This is a genomic window from Sphingomonas sp. Leaf4 (assembly GCF_920939515.1).
Taxonomy (GTDB): Bacteria; Pseudomonadota; Alphaproteobacteria; order Sphingomonadales; family Sphingomonadaceae; genus Sphingomonas.
Genome location: NZ_CAKLBB010000005.1, coordinates 168,518 through 184,625 on the forward strand (window position 1 = coordinate 168,518; position 16,108 = coordinate 184,625).

The following is a 16,108-nucleotide window of genomic DNA, read 5'->3' on the forward strand; positions in this document are numbered from 1 at the left end:
CGCGGGCCGTGGGGACAGACCGTCCCTGCGGCCCGTTTCGCATCGGCATAACGTCGCTTGGCTTTGTGGGCGGCCCCGTCTAGGGTCCGCCGCGCTCCCGACAGATCATCTTGCAGGTTCCATGACCCGTCCCCGTTTCAATCGCATCCTCCTGAAATTGTCGGGCGAAGTCCTGATGGGATCGCAACAGTTCGGCATTGATCCGGCGATGTGCGACCGTGTCGCGCGCGAGATTCAGGCGGCCCGCAGCGAGGGGCATGAGGTCTGCATCGTCGTCGGCGGCGGCAATATCTTCCGTGGTGTCGCGGGCGCGGCGCAGGGCTTCGAGCGCGCCAGCGCCGATTACATGGGCATGCTGGCGACCGTGATGAACGCGCTCGCCATGCAGAATGCGCTCGAGCAGATCGGCGTCGAAACCCGCGTCCAGTCGGCGATCCCGATGGCATCGGTGTGCGAGCCCTATATCCGCCGTCGTGCGGTGCGGCATATGGAAAAGGGCCGCGTCGTGATCTTCGCCGCCGGCACCGGCAGCCCGTTCTTCACCACCGACACCACCGCCGCGTTGCGCGCCGCCGAAATGGGCTGCGAAGCGCTGTTCAAGGGTACCAGCGTCGACGGCGTGTACGATGCCGATCCCAAGAAGGTGCCGACCGCGACCCGCTACGACACGCTCGGCTTCGGCCAAGTGCTGGCCGACGACCTGAAGGTCATGGACGCATCGGCGGTTGCGTTGTGCCGCGATAACAATATTCCGATCGTCGTTTTCAACATCCGTGACGAGGGCAACCTTGCCGCCGTCTTGGCGGGCGATGGCACGTCGACGATCGTTCAGAACAACGCTTGATAGATAAGGAAGATCGTTATGGCCGCCTATAACAAGGCCGATCTGGAGCGCCGCATGGCCGGTGCCGTCGAATCGCTGAAGGGCGATTTGGGCGGCCTGCGCACCGGTCGCGCCTCGGTGTCGCTGCTCGATCCGGTGACGGTCGAGGTCTATGGCTCGCACATGCCGCTCAACACCATCGCCACCGTCTCGGTGCCCGAGCCGCGCATGTTGTCGGTGCAGGTGTGGGACAAGTCGAACGTCGGCCCTGCCGACAAGGCGATCCGCTCGGCCGGTCTCGGCCTCAACCCGATCGTCGACGGCCAGACGCTGCGTCTGCCAATCCCCGATCTGACCGAGGACCGGCGCAAGGAACTGGCCAAGCTTGCCGGCAAATATGCCGAATCCGCGCGGATCGCGGTGCGCAACGTGCGCCGCGACGGGATGGAGAGCCTGAAGACCGACGAGAAGAAGGGCGTCTATTCGGAAGACGAGCGGAAGCGCTTGGAGACCGAAGTGCAGAAGATGACCGACGCGACCATCGCCGACCTCGATGCGGCGGCGAGCGCGAAGGAAAAGGAAATCCTCGGCAAGTGACGCCGTTCGCCGCGCGCGCCTCGGCTCCCTCGGTCCAGCGCCCGGAGCCGGGCCTGCCCGTTCCCCGCCACGTCGCGATCATCATGGACGGCAACGGCCGCTGGGCGAAGGCCCGGCGACTGCCGCGCATCGCCGGCCATCGCCAGGGGGTGGAGGCGGTCCGCCGCATCACCCGCGCCGCGCGCGAGCAGGGTATCGAGGCGCTGACCCTCTACGCCTTCTCCTCGGAGAACTGGCGTCGCCCGGAGGAAGAGATCGGCGACCTGATGGGGTTGCTGCGCCATTTCCTGCGCAACGAACTCGCCGAACTGGTGCGCGAGGGGGTGCGGTTGCGCATCCTCGGCAATTATCGCGCGCTGAAGGGCGATCTGGTCGAGTTGATCGACGACGCGGTCGCGCGGACCGTCGAGAACACCGGCCCGATCCTCGCCATCGCGCTCAACTACGGCGCGCAGGCCGAACTGGCCGCCGCCGCGCGGCGACTGGCGGAAAAGGTCGCGGCGGGGATGCCGGTCGGCGCGATCGACGAAGCGGCGATCGAGCGCGAACTCGACACGCACGACCTGCCGCCGCTCGACCTGATGATCCGCACCTCGGGCGAACAGCGGCTGTCGAATTTCCTGCTGTGGCAGGCGGCCTATTCCGAACTGCTGTTCGTCGATACGCTGTGGCCTGATTTCGATGGCGAGGCGCTTGCCGATGCCATCGCCGCCTATGGCCAGCGGCAGCGGCGCTTCGGGGGCCTGTGAGCGAACCGGACCCCGTCAAACGCCGCAAGTCGGACCTTGCCGTCCGTACGGTGGCGAGTATCGGCATGATCGGCGTCGCCGCGCTGGCATTGTGGTTCGGGCAATTCGCCTTCTGGCTGCTGGTCGCGATCGGCAGCCTGTTCATGATGGCGGAATGGGCCGACCTGTACCGCGTGTCGCGCCAGCACAAGCGGCTGGCGCAATATGCGTTGATGGTGCCGCTGGCGATCCTGTCGCCGCTGGCGGCGGGGGCGGGGTTCCTCACGCTGGGGCTGATCGCCGGTGCGGCGTTCTTCATCGTCATCGTCACGCGCCAGCCCGGTCTGGCGCGCGGCATCGTCTATTGCGGATTGCCCGCGCTCGCGATCGTGCTGCTGCGCGACCGGCCCGACGGGCTGTTGCTGGCGTTCTGGGCGATGGCGCTGGTGTGGGCATGCGACATCGGTGCCTATTTCGCCGGGCGGTCGATCGGCGGACCGAAGCTTGCGCCGACGATCAGCCCGAACAAGACATGGGCGGGCCTGATCGGCGGGGTGATCGCGGCCAGCGTGTTCGCGAGCGTGCTCTATGAGGTCGGTCTGCCGTTCCATCTTGTGGCGGCCACGCCGCTGCTGGCGGTGCTGGCGCAGATGGGCGACCTGTATGAAAGCCAGCTCAAGCGGAAGGCCGGGGTCAAGGATTCGGGCAACGTCCTGCCGGGGCATGGCGGGGTGATGGACCGGCTCGACGGGCTGGTCCCGGTGGCGCCGGCCGCGGCGTTGATGGTGTTGTTGGCAGGTCGGTTGGTATGAAGCGCGTTACGATTTTGGGTGCGACCGGATCGGTCGGCACCTCCACGCTCGACCTGATCGAACGCAACCCGGACGACTATGCCATCGAGGCGCTGACCGCGCACCGCGACGTGGCGAAGCTGGCCGCCGCCGCACGGCGGGTCGGCGCGCGACTGGCGGTGGTCGGCGACGAGGGCTGCCTGCCTGCCTTGCGCGATGCGTTGGACGGCAGCGGAATCGAGACGGCGGGCGGGGCGCGTGCCGTGGCGGAAGCGGCGGCACGGCCGGTCGACTGGACGATGGCGGCGATCGTCGGCACCGCCGGGCTGGAGCCGGTGATGGCCGCGCTGGCACGCGGCGGCGCGGTGGCGCTGGCCAACAAGGAAGCACTGGTATCGGCTGGCGAGGTCATGATGGCGGCGGCCCGTCAGGCCGGCACGAAGCTGTTGCCGGTCGACAGCGAGCATAACGCGATCTTCCAGTGCCTCGACGATTGCCCGCCCGAGCGCATCCGCCGCATCGTCCTGACCGCCAGTGGCGGCCCGTTTCGCGAACGATCGCTGGCGGAGATGCGCGGCATCACCCCCGAACAGGCGGTGGCGCATCCCAACTGGTCGATGGGCGCCAAGATCTCGGTCGATTCGGCGACGATGATGAACAAGGGGCTGGAACTGGTCGAGGCGTTCCACCTCTTTCCGGTGTCGGTCGAGCAACTCGACGTGCTGGTCCACCGCCAGTCGGTGATCCATTCGATGGTCGATTATGTCGACGGGTCGACGCTGGCGCAGCTCGGATCGCCCGACATGCGCGTGCCGATCGCACACGCGCTGGCATGGCCCGACCGGATGGTGACGCCCTGTACCCCGCTCGATCTGGCGACGATCGGCCGGCTAGATTTCGAAGCGCCCGATATGGAACGGTTTCCGGCGCTGGCGCTGGCGCGGGCCGCGCTGGCGGCGGGTGGCGGGCGGCCGGCGATCCTCAACGCCGCCAATGAAATCGCGGTCGCCGCGTTTCTCGACCGGCGGATCGGCTTCCTCGAAATTGCCGCAATCGTCGGCGATGTCCTTGACCGCTTCGACCCGCCGGGTCCGTCGACGCTCGATGCGGTGTTCGCGATCGATGCCGAGGCGCGTGCGCTGGCGCGGGAGCGGGTAAAGGATTACGCGGCTTGATCGACTCTCCGGGCGTGCTGATGACGGTCCTCGCGTTCCTGCTGGTGCTGGGTCCGCTCGTCTTCGTGCATGAGCTTGGCCATTATCTCGCCGGGCGCTGGTTCGGCGTCGGGGTGGAGGCGTTCTCGATCGGCTTCGGTCACGAAGTCGCGGGGTTCACCGACCGGCGGGGCACGCGCTGGAAATTCGGCTGGCTGCCGCTTGGCGGCTATGTCCGCTTCGCCGGCGACATGAACCCGGCGTCGCAGCCCGATGCGGCATGGCTGCAATTGCCGGCGAAAGAACGGGCGCGGACGTTTCAGGCCAAGCCGCTGTGGCAGCGCGCGATCATCGTCGCCGCTGGCCCTGCGATCAATTTCGTGCTGGCGGTGGCGATCCTCGGCGGCCTCGCCGCGACCTACGGTATCGACCGGACCCCGGCGCAGGTCGGATCGATCGTCGCCGGCAGCCCGGCCGAGCGCGCCGGATTGTTGCCGGGCGATACCGTCATCGCGCTCGGCGGTCGGTCGGTCGATACCTATCGCGATATGCTGCTCTTCACGCTGATCCGCGCGAACGAGCCGGTCCGTATCGACTATGAACGCGGCGGCATCGCGCGCAGCACCGACGCGACGATCGGCGCCGTCACCGAACGCGACCGGTTCGGCAATATCCACCGCATCGGTCGATTGGGAATCGGGCCGCCACAACCGGTCTTCGCGCCAGTGCCCTTGTGGCAGGCACCGGTCGAAGGCGTGGTGATGACCGGCAACATCCTGCGCAGCACCGTCGACGGGCTGGTACGGATCGTGACCGGCAGGATTCCGGCGAGCGAGATGGGCGGGCCGCTGCGCATCGCCAAGGCATCGGGCGAGCAATTGTCGCTGGGGCTGCCAGCGCTGATTACCTTCATCGCCTTCGTGTCGATTAATCTGGGATTCATCAACCTGTTGCCAGTTCCGATGCTGGATGGCGGACATTTGATGTTCTATGCGATCGAGGGCGTGAAGCGTGGCCCGGTGCGCCCGCAAACGATGGAATGGGCGTTTCGCGGCGGATTGGCGCTGCTGCTGGCATTGATGGTGTTCGTGACGATGAACGATCTGGGGGCGTTCGGCGTGTGGCGTGGGTTGGCCGGCTTGATCGGTTGACCCGCATAGGGCAGGGCGCGATGCGTCCTGTAGGAAAGTTCCTCCGGTTGGGGTGGGTTTGGTGAGCGCAAGCAAGTTTTCTATTCATGGCGCGGGCGGTATCGCGCTGCTGGCCGGCACGATGCTGTCGAGCACCGCGGCGTTCGCCCAGGCGCGCCAGCCGGTGCCGGCCCCGCCGGTCGCCGCGCCCGCACCGGCCGCTCCGGCAGTCGCCCCCGCGCCGGTCCGCACCATCCGGTCGCTCCGCGTCGAGGGTTCGCAGCGGATCGAGCCCGACACGGTGCTGTCGTACACCAAGCTGCGCGTCGGCGCGGCCTATACCGCCGAGACGCTCGATCAGGCGATCAAGGACCTGTATGCGTCCGACCTGCTGGCTGACGTCGCGATCGAAGGTGCCGAAACCGGCGACGTCATCGTCCGGGTGCGCGAGAATCCGATCATCAACCGCGTGGTGCTGGAAGGCAACAAGCGGCTGAAGGACGACAAGATCACCAAGGAGATCAAGCTCGCCCCGCGGCAGATCTTCACGCGCACCGCCGTCCGCGCCGACGTCGCCCGGATCGTCGAGCTGTATCGCCGGCAGGGCCGCTTCGCCGCCAACGTGCAGCCGAAAATGGTCATGCTCGACCAGAACCGCGTCGACGTGATCTTCGAGATTTCGGAAGGGGCCAAGTCCAAGGTCCGCCAGATCAACATCCTCGGCAACGAGGTGTTCGGCGACAGCGCGCTGCGCAGCGAGATGGCGACCAAGGAGTCGCGGCCGTGGCGCATCTTCAGCTCGAACACCAGCTATGACCAGGACCGGCTGGCCTATGACCAGCAGAAGCTGCGCCAGTTCTACCTGACCAACGGCTATGCCGACTTCCGCGTCATTTCGGCGGTGGCCGAACTGACGCCGGACAAGGAAGACTTCATCATCACCTATGTGGTGGAGGAAGGGCAGCGCTACAAATTCGGCGACGTGAGCGTCGAGAGCGCGATCCGCGATTTCGACAATGCGACGCTGACCAAGACGCTGCCGATGAAGAAGGGCGACTGGTACAACGCCAAGCAGGTCGAGGACACCGTCGACCAGTTGAGCGAATATGCCGGCCTGTTCGGCTATGCGTTCACCGACGTGCGGCCCGAGTTCAAGCCCGATCGTGAAAACCACGTCATGGGCATCGAGTTCTTCCTCGCCGAAGCGAACCGGACCTATGTCGAGAAGATCGACATCACCGGCAACACGCAGACGCAGGACCGTGTCATCCGCCGCGAGTTCCGCGTGGCCGAGGGCGATGCGTTCAACGCCTTCCTCATCAAGCGGTCGCAGGACCGGATTAACTCGCTCGGCTATTTCCAGGACAAGTTCGAGATCGAGCGCAAGGAAGGCTCGGCGCCCGACCGCATCGTGCTGGCGGCGAACGTGGAAGAGAAATCGACCGGCGAACTGACGCTGTCGGCCGGTTTCTCCAGCCTCGAACGCTTCATCATCCAGGCGTCGATCCGCCAGCGCAACTTCCGCGGCAAGGGGCAGGATCTTCAGGCCAGCGTCAATTATTCGACCTACCAGAAGTCGGTCGAGCTGGGCTTTACCGAACCCTATCTGTTCGACAAGAACATCGCGCTCGGCGGTACGCTGTTCCGGCGCGACTTCAACTCGTTCAACTATCTCGGGTCGGACCGCAACACGACCTATACCAACACCTCGACCGGCGGGCAGATCGTCGCGAGCGTGCCGCTCACCGAATTCTGGACGCTGTCGGGCCGGTATCAGCTCAGCCAGGACAATGTCGGGCTGGACGAGAACACCTTCTACACCAACGGCGAGTGCGATCCGACCAAGGCCGGGCGCTATCTGTGCGAGGCGATCGGCAACCGGCTGACCAGCATGGTCGGCCTCAACCTGATCTTCGACAACCTCAACAACCGCATCCGCCCGTCGCGCGGCCAGCGGCTGGTGACGGGGCTCGATTTCGCGGGGCTCGGCGGCGACGTGCGCTATGCCCGCGTGCGCGGCGACTTCGACAAATACTGGAACGTGGGCGGCTTCATCCTCTCGGCGGGGGTCGAGGGCGGCTATATCCATGCGTTGCAGAAGAGTTCGGGCGAGGGGATCGACGCGGTACGGATCGTCGACCGTTTCTATCTCGGCGAACCGCAGTTTCGCGGTTTCGACATTCGCGGCGTCGGTCCGCGTGTCCAGCGGCTGCAATATACCGGGTCGGTCGCCGGCGGCGACCAGACGCTCGTCACCGATCGCCAGCAGGTCATCGACGATCCGCTGGGCGGCAAGGGCTATTATCTCGGCAAGATCGAACTCGAACCGCCGCTGGGGTCGGGCATCGCCGAGCTGGGCCTCAGGCCGTCGATCTTCATTCAGGCCGGCGCGCTGTTCGGCGTGACCCGCCCGCTGCCGACCATCGCATTCCAGCAGGCGACCAACGCCGACGGATCGCTGCGCACCAACGCCGACGGGTCGCCCTCGCTGCTGCCGTCGACGACGCTCAGCAAGACGACCGATGGCCTGCAGATCTACAACAACCAGTTCACCGACGCGACGGGTTCGACGGCGTTCCGTCAGACGACGTGCGTCACCGGCTTCTCCTCGACGGTCGGCGGCACCTGCGTCGGCGGCGAGACGAACACGATCGCCACATCGACCACCACGCCGTTCCTCGAACGCTTCCTCGGCGATTCGGCGCGTCCGCGCCTGTCGGTCGGCATCGGCGTGAACTGGAATTCGCCGTTCGGGCCGCTGCGCATCGACGTGGCGAAGGCGCTGCTCAGCCAGCCCGGCGACGACAAGAAACTCATCACCTTCAACGTAGGAACCCAATTCTGATGCGTACGCTCACCCACGCGGCGGTCGCCGCTCTCGCCCTCACCGCCGCCGCCCCGGCATTCGCGCAGGCGCTGCCCGATGCCAAGATCGCGGTCGTCGATTCGGACCGCATCCTGCGCGACTGCACCGCCTGCCGCGCCGCCAACACGCAGTTGCAGGCGCAGCAGACCCAGCTCGAGACGCAGGCGCGTAACGCGGTCGGCCCGCTCCAGACCGAGGAAGCCGCGCTGCGTACCGCCGTGCAGGCCGCCAACGGCAACCCGGACGCCGCGCTGCAGGGTCGCATCCGTACCTTCCAGCAGAAGCAGCAGCAGATCCAGCAACAGCTTCAGCCGCAGGAGCAGCAGCTTCAGCGCAACGCGCAATATGTGCAGCAGCAGATCGGCCAGCGGCTGGTGCAGGTGATCCAGACCGTCGCGCAGCAGCGTGGCGCGACTCTCGCCGTGTCGAAGGGCAGCACCTTCTACAATGCGCCCGCCGTCGAGATCACCGATGCGGTGCTGACCGCGCTCAACGCCGCGCTGCCGAACGTCAGCGTGACCGCGCCGGCACAGGCCGCCCCGGCCGCCCCGGCACCTGCCGCCGGCACCCGTCCGGCCCCGACGGGCCGCTGATCGTGGAGGGGGAAGCGACGTCGATCGGACCGTTCGACATCACCCGGGTGATGGCGGCGATCCCGCATCGCTACCCCATGCTGCTGGTCGACCGGGTGGCGGAGTTGATCCCCGACCGGTCGATCAAGGCGATCAAGGCGGTGACGATCAACGAAGGCTTTTTCCAGGGCCATTTCCCCGGACGGCCGATCATGCCGGGCGTACTGATCGTCGAGGCGCTGGCGCAGGCCGCCGGCATCCTCGCGGTCGAGAGCCTCGGCCTCGCTGGCTCTGGCAAGCTGGTGTATTTCATGTCGATCGATGGCGTGAAGTTCCGCAAGCCGGTGGAGCCGGGCGTGCTGCTGACGCTGGAGGCCGAGTTCCTCCAGAAGCGCGCGCGGGTGTGCAAGTTCGCCGGCAAGGCGCGCATCGATGGCGAGCTTGCCGCCGAATGCGAGTTCACCGCGATGATCGCCGACCCGCCCAAGGCCTGAGATACAGCAGCGATGGTTGCCAAGGAAGGCGCGTCCGTGTACGGGCGCGCCTTCGCTTACAGGGCTGGTCGGAACCAGCCATTTTCGGAGACAAGCGCATGAAGAAAGATACCCACCCCGAGTATCACACCATCAAGGTGCAAATGACCGACGGGACCGTGTTCGAGACGCGCTCGACGTGGGGCAAGGAAGGCGATCTGATGACGCTCGACATCGATCCGCTGGCGCACCCGGCGTGGACCGGTGGTCGCGGCCAGATGCTGGATGCGGGCGGCCAGGTGGCTCGCTTCAACAAGCGCTTCGGTGGCCTGTCGCTCGGCACCAAGAAATAATATACTCGTATTGACGCGCCGTGGTGGACAAGGGTTTGTTTACCACGGTGCGTTAGGCTCCTCCCTCAGGAGGAATGGGAAGCATGTTCGCTGCCGAATATGAACCGGCCCAGCTCGACGGACGCCGTCGCAGCCCGCGCGCGCCGGTTTCGCTGGATGCCAAGCTGGGGCGCGGCGGCCTCGACCGAACCTTATGCAAGGTCGTCGACATCTCGATCCATGGCGTTCGCCTGCAAACCTATTCGGCGCTGGCCAAGGGCGCCACGCTGTGGCTGACGCTGCCGGGGCTGGCCGCACCGCGTGCAGTGCGGGTGATGCGCGCTACCGATTACGAAGCCGGCTGCGAGTTCATCGAGACGCTGGAGATGGCCGATTTCGAGCATCTGCTGGAAGTGAACGCCCGCCGCCATTGAGCGGGCGGGGTATCCCCCCAAAGTTTACACGGAACGCTGCCGAAGTTTGCGTCGGGTCGTTGCCGTTGAATCCCGCTTCGTGGAGATGTCGCCCCCGCACATTATGCGGTTTCTGTCGCGCGCCATCACCGGAAGATTCCAGCCTTCGCCGGGATGAACGCTTGACGGAGAATGCTGCCAGACCCGTCAAAGAGCGTATACGACGCTCTTCTGTCACGATGAAGCGGTGCAGGATAGCCGCGCCTGGGGCGGCAGTGGTGGACGCACTTGGGCTCGAACCAAGGACCCGCTGATTAAGAGTCAGCTGCTCTACCAACTGAGCTATGCGTCCATGCGCTGGACAGGTGGTGGACGCACTTGGGCTCGAACCAAGGACCCGCTGATTAAGAGTCAGCTGCTCTACCAACTGAGCTATGCGTCCGTCGCCTGGGCGATGGGGCGGGCCGGTTTGGAGCCGTTCCGCCGTTGGAGCGCGGCCTTTAGCGAACCTTGTCCCCGATGCAAACCCTATTTTTCGGCATGCCGGAAATTAGCGTCAGAAGCGCACCCGGTCGCGGTTCTGGCGGTCGATCGCCATCAGGATGCCGATGCAGCCCAGCACCGTCATCTGCGCCGATCCGCCATAGCTGACGAGCGGCAGCGGGATGCCGACGACCGGCGCCAAGCCCATGACCATCATCAGGTTGATCGCGACATAGAAGAAGATGGTGGTGGCAAGGCCGCCGGCGACCAGCTTGGCGAAGCGGCCCTCGGCGCGCACGCCGACGTTCACGCCCCAGCGCACCAGCAGGATGAACGCCGCGATCAGGAAGATGCCGCCCATCAGTCCCCATTCCTCCGCCATCGTCGCGAACACGAAGTCGGTATGGCCTTCGGGGAGATAGTCGAGATGGCTCTGGGTGCCGTTCAGGAACCCCTTGCCGAAGATGCCGCCCGAACCGATCGCGATCTTCGACTGGCTGATGTGATAGCCGGTGCCCAGCGGATCGCTTTCGGGATCGAGGAAGATCAGCACGCGATTGCGCTGATAGTCATGCAGCAGGAACTGGAAGGCGAGGGGGGCCGCGATCGCGACGGCCAGTGCGCCGCCGACGAACAGCCGGATCGGCAGACCGGCAAGGAACATGACGGTCAGGCCGCCGCTGGTAATCATCAGCGCGGTGCCAAGATCGGGTTGCAGCATCACCAGCCCGGCGGGCAGCCCCAGCATGATCGCGGCGGGCCAGACCGCCGCGAAACGGCGGATTTCACCGGCAGGCAACAGGTCGTAGAAGCGCGCCAGTGCCAGCACCATCACCGGCTTCATGAATTCGGACGGCTGCACCCGGATGATGCCCAGATCGAGCCAGCGCTGCGACCCGCCCTTCACTGCTCCCAGCAGTTCGACGAGGATCAGGCTGACGGTGATGACGGCATAGGCGGGGAGCGCCATATTCTGCCAGAACGACACCCGGACCCGCGACAGCGCGATCGCGCCGGCGAGGAAGATGAAGAACGCCATCCCCTGTCGTTCGGCCCATGGCGACGGGCTGCCGCCGGCGGCGGAGAACAGGACGACGATGCCGAAGCCGCTGATCGCCAGCAGCAGGAACAGCACCCGCCACGGCAATTGCGCGAGCGGGGCGGGGACGAAGCCGAGGCCGTGCGACGTCGTCTGGTTGATGCGTTTCATTCGGTCCGTTCGGTCACGTTCGATTGGGCGACGGCGGTGTCAGGCTGGCTCTGGTTCACCGCGCTGTCGACGACGTTGGTGGTGGCCCCCTCGACATCCGCCGGGGTGGCGGGGACGGTGAGGACCGGGGCGGCCTGTGCCGCCTGAAACGCGCGCCACTGGCTGTCCATGCGGGTCTTCACATCGCCGCCCCATTCGCGCTCGAGCGGTTCGAGGCGCTTCATCGCCTTTTCCCGGTCGAACAGCCATGACAGGATGTCGCTGGCGATCGGTGCGGCGGTGTAGATGTGCCCCGAGTGTTCGAGGACGACCGAGACGGCATAGCGCGGCTTGTCGGCAGGGGCATAACCGATGAAGAGCGAGTGGTCGCGCATGCGGAACGGCAGCGCGCCGTCGCCGAGCACGCCGGTGCGGCGTTCGGCCATGGTGATGCGGCGGACCTGCGCGGTGCCGGTCTTGCCCGCCAGTTCGATGCCGGGCAGCCCCTGAAACCGCGAGCGGCCGCCGGTGCCGCCGCCGTTGATGACCGCCCATGTCGCCTTGTGGACTGTCGCCAGCATCTCTGGATCGATGTTCATCGATTGCGCCGGGCGGTGCGGGGTGTCGAGCAACAGCCGGGGAACGACGTGGCGCCCCTGTGCGATGCGCGCCGCCATCACCGCCAGTTGCAGCGGATTGGTAAGGACATAGCCCTGACCGATCGAGGCGTTGACCGAGTCCGCCACGGTCCATTTTTGCTTGTATTTGCGCAACTTCCACGCGCTATCTGGCACCGTGCCATAGCGTTGCGACTGGAAGGGAAGCTCGAATTCCTGCCCCAGTCCCATCGATCGGACGACCGGGGCGAACCGGTCGTAGCCGAGTTCGCGGGCCATGGTGTAGAAATAGATGTCGCAGCTTTGCGCGACGGCGCCGACCATGTCGAGCGGGCCATGGCCGCCGCGCTTGTGACAATGGAAGCGGCCGGTGCCGACCTGCAACACGCCCGAACAGTTGACGCGGCGATGCGGGTCGATCCCGGCTTGCAATATCGCCAGCGCGTGCATCGGCTTGACCGTAGAACCGGGGGGATAAAGACCTTGCAAGGTCTTATTCATCAACGGAATATGATCGTCATCCGACAGCATTTTCCATTCGAGGCGGCCGATGCCGTCGGAGAAGCTGTTGGGGTCATAGGCCGGCATCGAAACCATCGCCAGCACGTCGCCGGTGATCGCATCCATCACCACCGCCGACCCCGAATTGGGGCCGAGGCGGCGGGCGGCATATTCCTGTAGCCCGAGGTCGATCGTCAGCCGGGCGTTCTGCCCCTGCCGGTCGGGGCGGGTTTCGAGTTCGCGCACCACCTGACCACGCGCGGTGACTTCGACCCGCTTGGCCCCGGCGACGCCACGCAGCCGGGGCTCAAGCGCCTTTTCCAGCCCGTCCTTGCCCAGCTTGAAGCCCGGCGTGTTCATCAACGGGTCGCGGGTTTCCTTATACTGCTCGCGGGTGGCGGCACCGACATAGCCGGTGAGATGCGCCACCGAGGCGCCGGCCGGATAGTTGCGCGAGAAGCCGCGCGTGGGTTGAACCCCGGGCAGTTCGGGCAGGCGGACGCTGACCGCCGCGAAGCGTTCCCAGTCGAGGTTCTCGGCCACCTGCACCGGTTGCGACCGCCGTGCGCGTTCCAGATCGGTCTGGATGCGCGCCATGTCTTCGGGCGTCAGCGCGAGCAACTGGCGCAGTTCGCCCAGCACGCGGTCACGGTCCTCGATCCGGTCGGGGATCAGGTCGACGCGAAAGTCGGTGCGGTTGTTGGCGATCGGCGCGCCATGCCGGTCGATGATCCACCCGCGCCGCGGCGGGATCATCGTCAGGTTGACGCGGTTGCTTTCGGCAAGAAGGTTATAGCGCTCGTTCTCGGCGACGGAGAGCCATGTCATCCGCCCGGCGAGGACCAGACCGACCGCCGCCTGCGCGCCGCCCAGCACCATCGCCCGCCGGGAGAAGCTGAATGCCTGTTGGGCTTCGGTGACGATCCTGCTCATTCATCCTCACGGCCACCCAGCGCCGTACATAGCCGCGTCGCCAGTGGAAACAACGCCACGGAAACGATGATCTGAAACAACAATGCGGTATCGACATGCGCGCCCAGGCTGGTGGCGAAGGCGCGGCCGAGCACGAGCGACAGCGCGATCGACCCGCCGGCGAGGAGCCAGTCCTGCCAGAAGTCGCGCGTCATCATGCGGGTATCGACGAAGTCGAGCATCAGCATGCACAATTGCCACAACAGCATCGCGCTGCCCAGCGGCTGACCGCTCACCAGATCGTCGAACAAGCCGAGTGGTGCCGCCGCCCAGATGGGCAGGGTGTGCGGGCGCAGCAGCCGCCAGCCGAGCAGCATCATCAGCCCGAACGGCGGCAGGAACGGCACCTTGGCCACCACCGGGATCAGCGTGACGAGCGATCCGGCGAGGATGCTCAGCACGGCACGCCTGGCGATGATGCGGTCGGTGCCGTCGTCGACAGGCCCTAGCAGCTTCATTCGGCGGCGGGCCGCGGCGTCGGCGTGGCGCTCGGCGTCGGGCGGGGCACCGGCGCGGGAAGATAGGTGCGTTCGACCAGCGCGAAGTCGAGCCCTTCGGGGTTGGCAAGCGCGCGGGCCGGGGCCACGTCGCGCGCGCTCTTGACCACGCGCGCCACCGGCACGCCCGGCGGATAGATGCCGCCGGTGCCCGAGGTCACAAACAGGTCGCCGGCCAGTAACGGCACGTTGACGATGCCGGCCGAGCGGACCTCGACCATGCCGTTGCCTTGCCCTGCGACGATCGCCGACAGCCCGTCCCGGGTGCGCAGCACCGGCACGATGCTTTCAGGATCGATCACCAGCAGGACGCTGGCGGTGTTGGGGCTGGTTTCGACGATGCGGCCGATCAGCCCGTTGGGGCCGCGCACCGGCTGGCCGCGCAGCACGCCCTGACGCGATCCGGCGTTCAGCGTCGCATAACGTCGCGTGCTGCCGGCCGAGCTGTTGACCAGCCGCGCGGTGGCGACCGGCATCGGCGAACGGTCGCGCAGGGCAAGCAGGGCACGCAGCCGCTGGTTCTCGCGGTTGAGCAGGCGTGCCTGCACCAGATAGCGGCGGGTGGCTTCCTCCCGCGCCTTCAGCGCGCGGTTCTCGCTGACCGTGCCGAAATGATCGCCGATGCCGCGCGGGATCGAGGCGAGGCCATCGACCCCCCAGTCGAGCACGGCGGAGATCGGTGTCGTCGCCTCGCGCAGCGCGCCGCGCAGCGAGGCGAAGGCGCGCGGATCGATGATCGAGATCGTCAGCAGGATCGCGCCGAGCAGCGCGCCGGTCGCCGCCATGACATAGGCGGCGAACACGGTATATTGCGCCCGACGTGAAAATCCCGGCCGCAGATTGCGTGGCGGCGCCATTGCCCCCGGTCCTTACGCTTAGACGGCGAGCAACACGCCTTTGTAGATCGGATCCTCGAGCGCGCGGCCGGTGCCAAGCGCGACGCAGGTCAGCGGGTCCTCGGCGACCGTCACCGGCAGGCCGGTTTCGTCGCGCAGCACCTCGTCGATGCCTTGGAGCAGCGCGCCGCCGCCGGTGAGGACGATGCCCTGATCGACGATGTCGGCGGCCAGTTCGGGCGCGGTATTCTCGAGCGCGATCCGCACGCCCTCGACGATCGCGGCGACGGGTTCGGACAGCGCCTCGGCGATCTGGCCCTGGTTGATCTGGATTTCCTTGGGCACCCCGTTCACGAGGTCGCGGCCCTTGATGTAGATGAGCGTGCCGATGCCGTCGGCGGGCGGCTTGGCGGTGCCGACTTCCTGCTTGATCCGCTCGGCGGTGGCTTCGCCGATCAGCAGGTTGTGGTTGCGGCGGACATAGCTGACGATCGCCTCGTCCATCTTGTCGCCGCCGACGCGCACCGAGGTGGAATAGGCGAGGCCGCGCAGCGACAACACGGCGACTTCGGTGGTGCCGCCGCCGATGTCGACGACCATCGACCCGATCGGCTCGGTGACGGGCATGTCGGCCCCGATCGCGGCGGCCATCGGCTCCTCGATCAGCCAGACCTGCGATGCGCCGGCGTTCGACGCGGCGTCGCGGATCGCGCGGCGCTCGACGCTGGTCGAGCCCGACGGTACGCAGATCACGATCTGCGGCCAGCGGATGAAGCGGCGTTGGCCATGCACCTTCTGGATGAAGTGCTTGATCATCTGTTCGGCGACGTCAATGTCGGCGATGACGCCGTCGCGAAGCGGACGGATCGCCTCGATCGAGCCGGGGGTCTTGCCCATCATCAGCTTGGCGTCGTCACCGACCGCCTTGACCCGCTTGACACCGTTCAGCGTCTCGACCGCCACGACCGACGGCTCGTTCAGCACGACGCCGCGACCGCGCAGATACACCACCGTGTTGGCGGTGCCGAGATCGATCGCCATATCGTGCGACATGAACTTGAAGAAACGCGAGAAGAAGGCCATCGATACTTCCGTCGTTGCCCGCGTGTCCCGACGCGGCGGTTCGCAGCTTGT

16 protein-coding genes and 2 tRNA genes are annotated in these 16,108 nt (G+C 66.5%); 11 read left to right on the forward strand and 7 right to left on the reverse strand.

Annotated elements, in window-relative coordinates:
* Positions 1-121: 121 nt before the first annotated feature.
* The 11 genes from pyrH (at position 122) to LRA89_RS09110 (ending at position 9,900) form a co-directional block, all read left to right on the forward strand.
* The gene (gene pyrH, locus LRA89_RS09060; RefSeq protein WP_055756351.1) at positions 122-844 is read left to right on the forward strand and encodes a UMP kinase; all 723 of its coding nucleotides are present in this window, start codon (positions 122-124) and stop codon (positions 842-844) included.
* 18 nt (positions 845-862) lie between these two features.
* A complete protein-coding gene (gene frr / locus LRA89_RS09065) occupies positions 863-1,420 on the forward strand; it encodes a ribosome recycling factor (protein WP_055756349.1) in 558 nt (185 codons plus the stop codon).
* Positions 1,417-2,169, forward strand: coding sequence for an isoprenyl transferase (locus LRA89_RS09070; RefSeq protein WP_230769894.1), 753 nt, complete (start codon positions 1,417-1,419; stop codon positions 2,167-2,169). The genes frr and LRA89_RS09070 overlap by 4 nt, the downstream gene beginning before the upstream one ends.
* Positions 2,166-2,960 (forward strand): phosphatidate cytidylyltransferase, encoded by a 795-nt coding sequence (locus tag LRA89_RS09075; RefSeq protein WP_230769895.1) that lies wholly within the window; start codon positions 2,166-2,168, stop codon positions 2,958-2,960. Before LRA89_RS09070 ends, LRA89_RS09075 begins: the two co-directional genes overlap by 4 nt.
* Positions 2,957-4,114, forward strand: coding sequence for a 1-deoxy-D-xylulose-5-phosphate reductoisomerase (locus tag LRA89_RS09080; protein WP_056494771.1), 1,158 nt, complete (start codon positions 2,957-2,959; stop codon positions 4,112-4,114). Before LRA89_RS09075 ends, LRA89_RS09080 begins: the two co-directional genes overlap by 4 nt.
* Positions 4,111-5,244 carry a M50 family metallopeptidase gene (locus LRA89_RS09085; RefSeq protein ID WP_230769896.1) on the forward strand — a complete coding sequence of 378 codons (1,134 nt, stop codon included), beginning with the start codon at positions 4,111-4,113 and terminating at the stop codon, positions 5,242-5,244. Before LRA89_RS09080 ends, LRA89_RS09085 begins: the two co-directional genes overlap by 4 nt.
* Before the next feature lie 61 nt (positions 5,245-5,305).
* The gene (gene bamA / locus LRA89_RS09090) at positions 5,306-8,068 is read left to right on the forward strand and encodes an outer membrane protein assembly factor BamA (protein ID WP_055757296.1); all 2,763 of its coding nucleotides are present in this window, start codon (positions 5,306-5,308) and stop codon (positions 8,066-8,068) included.
* On the forward strand, positions 8,068-8,682 hold the full coding sequence (locus LRA89_RS09095) for an OmpH family outer membrane protein (protein WP_230769897.1): 615 nt from the start codon (positions 8,068-8,070) through the stop codon (positions 8,680-8,682). The genes bamA and LRA89_RS09095 overlap by 1 nt, the downstream gene beginning before the upstream one ends.
* A 2-nt stretch (positions 8,683-8,684) precedes the next feature.
* Complete coding sequence (gene fabZ, locus LRA89_RS09100; RefSeq protein WP_414886797.1) at positions 8,685-9,155, forward strand: 3-hydroxyacyl-ACP dehydratase FabZ; 471 nt, start codon at positions 8,685-8,687, stop codon at positions 9,153-9,155.
* A 98-nt stretch (positions 9,156-9,253) separates the two neighbouring features.
* On the forward strand, positions 9,254-9,487 hold the full coding sequence (gene rpmE / locus LRA89_RS09105) for a 50S ribosomal protein L31 (RefSeq protein WP_055756321.1): 234 nt from the start codon (positions 9,254-9,256) through the stop codon (positions 9,485-9,487).
* Between the two features lie 83 nt (positions 9,488-9,570).
* On the forward strand, positions 9,571-9,900 hold the full coding sequence (locus tag LRA89_RS09110) for a PilZ domain-containing protein (RefSeq protein ID WP_055756320.1): 330 nt from the start codon (positions 9,571-9,573) through the stop codon (positions 9,898-9,900).
* Between the two features lie 255 nt (positions 9,901-10,155).
* On the opposite strand, the gene LRA89_RS09115 is transcribed toward LRA89_RS09110, so the two are convergent.
* The 7 genes from LRA89_RS09115 to LRA89_RS09145 form a co-directional block, all read right to left on the reverse strand.
* Positions 10,156-10,231 (reverse strand) — tRNA-Lys (locus tag LRA89_RS09115).
* Positions 10,232-10,245: 14 nt separating this feature from the next.
* A tRNA-Lys gene (locus LRA89_RS09120) sits at positions 10,246-10,321 on the reverse strand.
* Between the two features lie 114 nt (positions 10,322-10,435).
* Complete coding sequence (rodA, locus tag LRA89_RS09125; RefSeq protein ID WP_230769898.1) at positions 10,436-11,572, reverse strand: rod shape-determining protein RodA; 1,137 nt, start codon at positions 11,570-11,572, stop codon at positions 10,436-10,438.
* The gene (gene mrdA / locus LRA89_RS09130) at positions 11,569-13,602 is read right to left on the reverse strand and encodes a penicillin-binding protein 2 (protein WP_230769899.1); all 2,034 of its coding nucleotides are present in this window, start codon (positions 13,600-13,602) and stop codon (positions 11,569-11,571) included. The genes rodA and mrdA overlap by 4 nt, the downstream gene beginning before the upstream one ends.
* Positions 13,599-14,099, reverse strand: coding sequence for a rod shape-determining protein MreD (mreD, locus tag LRA89_RS09135; RefSeq protein ID WP_055756315.1), 501 nt, complete (start codon positions 14,097-14,099; stop codon positions 13,599-13,601). The genes mrdA and mreD overlap by 4 nt, the downstream gene beginning before the upstream one ends.
* Positions 14,096-14,995: a rod shape-determining protein MreC gene (gene mreC / locus LRA89_RS09140; RefSeq protein WP_230769900.1), complete on the reverse strand. Its 900-nt coding sequence runs from the start codon at positions 14,993-14,995 to the stop codon at positions 14,096-14,098. Before mreC ends, mreD begins: the two co-directional genes overlap by 4 nt.
* 18 nt (positions 14,996-15,013) lie before the next feature.
* A complete protein-coding gene (locus LRA89_RS09145; protein WP_055756311.1) occupies positions 15,014-16,057 on the reverse strand; it encodes a rod shape-determining protein in 1,044 nt (347 codons plus the stop codon).
* Positions 16,058-16,108: the final 51 nt, after the last annotated feature.

Coding starts and splice junctions, on each gene's coding strand:
- pyrH (WP_055756351.1), top strand. CDS start 122: ATGACCCGTCCCCGTTTCAATCGCATCCTCCTGAAATTGTCGGGCGAA.
- frr (WP_055756349.1), top strand. CDS start 863: ATGGCCGCCTATAACAAGGCCGATCTGGAGCGCCGCATGGCCGGTGCC.
- LRA89_RS09080 (WP_056494771.1), top strand. CDS start 2,957: ATGAAGCGCGTTACGATTTTGGGTGCGACCGGATCGGTCGGCACCTCC.
- LRA89_RS09095 (WP_230769897.1), top strand. CDS start 8,068: ATGCGTACGCTCACCCACGCGGCGGTCGCCGCTCTCGCCCTCACCGCC.
- rpmE (WP_055756321.1), top strand. CDS start 9,254: ATGAAGAAAGATACCCACCCCGAGTATCACACCATCAAGGTGCAAATG.
- LRA89_RS09110 (WP_055756320.1), top strand. CDS start 9,571: ATGTTCGCTGCCGAATATGAACCGGCCCAGCTCGACGGACGCCGTCGC.
- rodA (WP_230769898.1), bottom strand. CDS start 11,572: ATGAAACGCATCAACCAGACGACGTCGCACGGCCTCGGCTTCGTCCCC.
- mrdA (WP_230769899.1), bottom strand. CDS start 13,602: ATGAGCAGGATCGTCACCGAAGCCCAACAGGCATTCAGCTTCTCCCGG.
- mreD (WP_055756315.1), bottom strand. CDS start 14,099: ATGAAGCTGCTAGGGCCTGTCGACGACGGCACCGACCGCATCATCGCC.
- mreC (WP_230769900.1), bottom strand. CDS start 14,995: ATGGCGCCGCCACGCAATCTGCGGCCGGGATTTTCACGTCGGGCGCAA.
- LRA89_RS09145 (WP_055756311.1), bottom strand. CDS start 16,057: ATGGCCTTCTTCTCGCGTTTCTTCAAGTTCATGTCGCACGATATGGCG.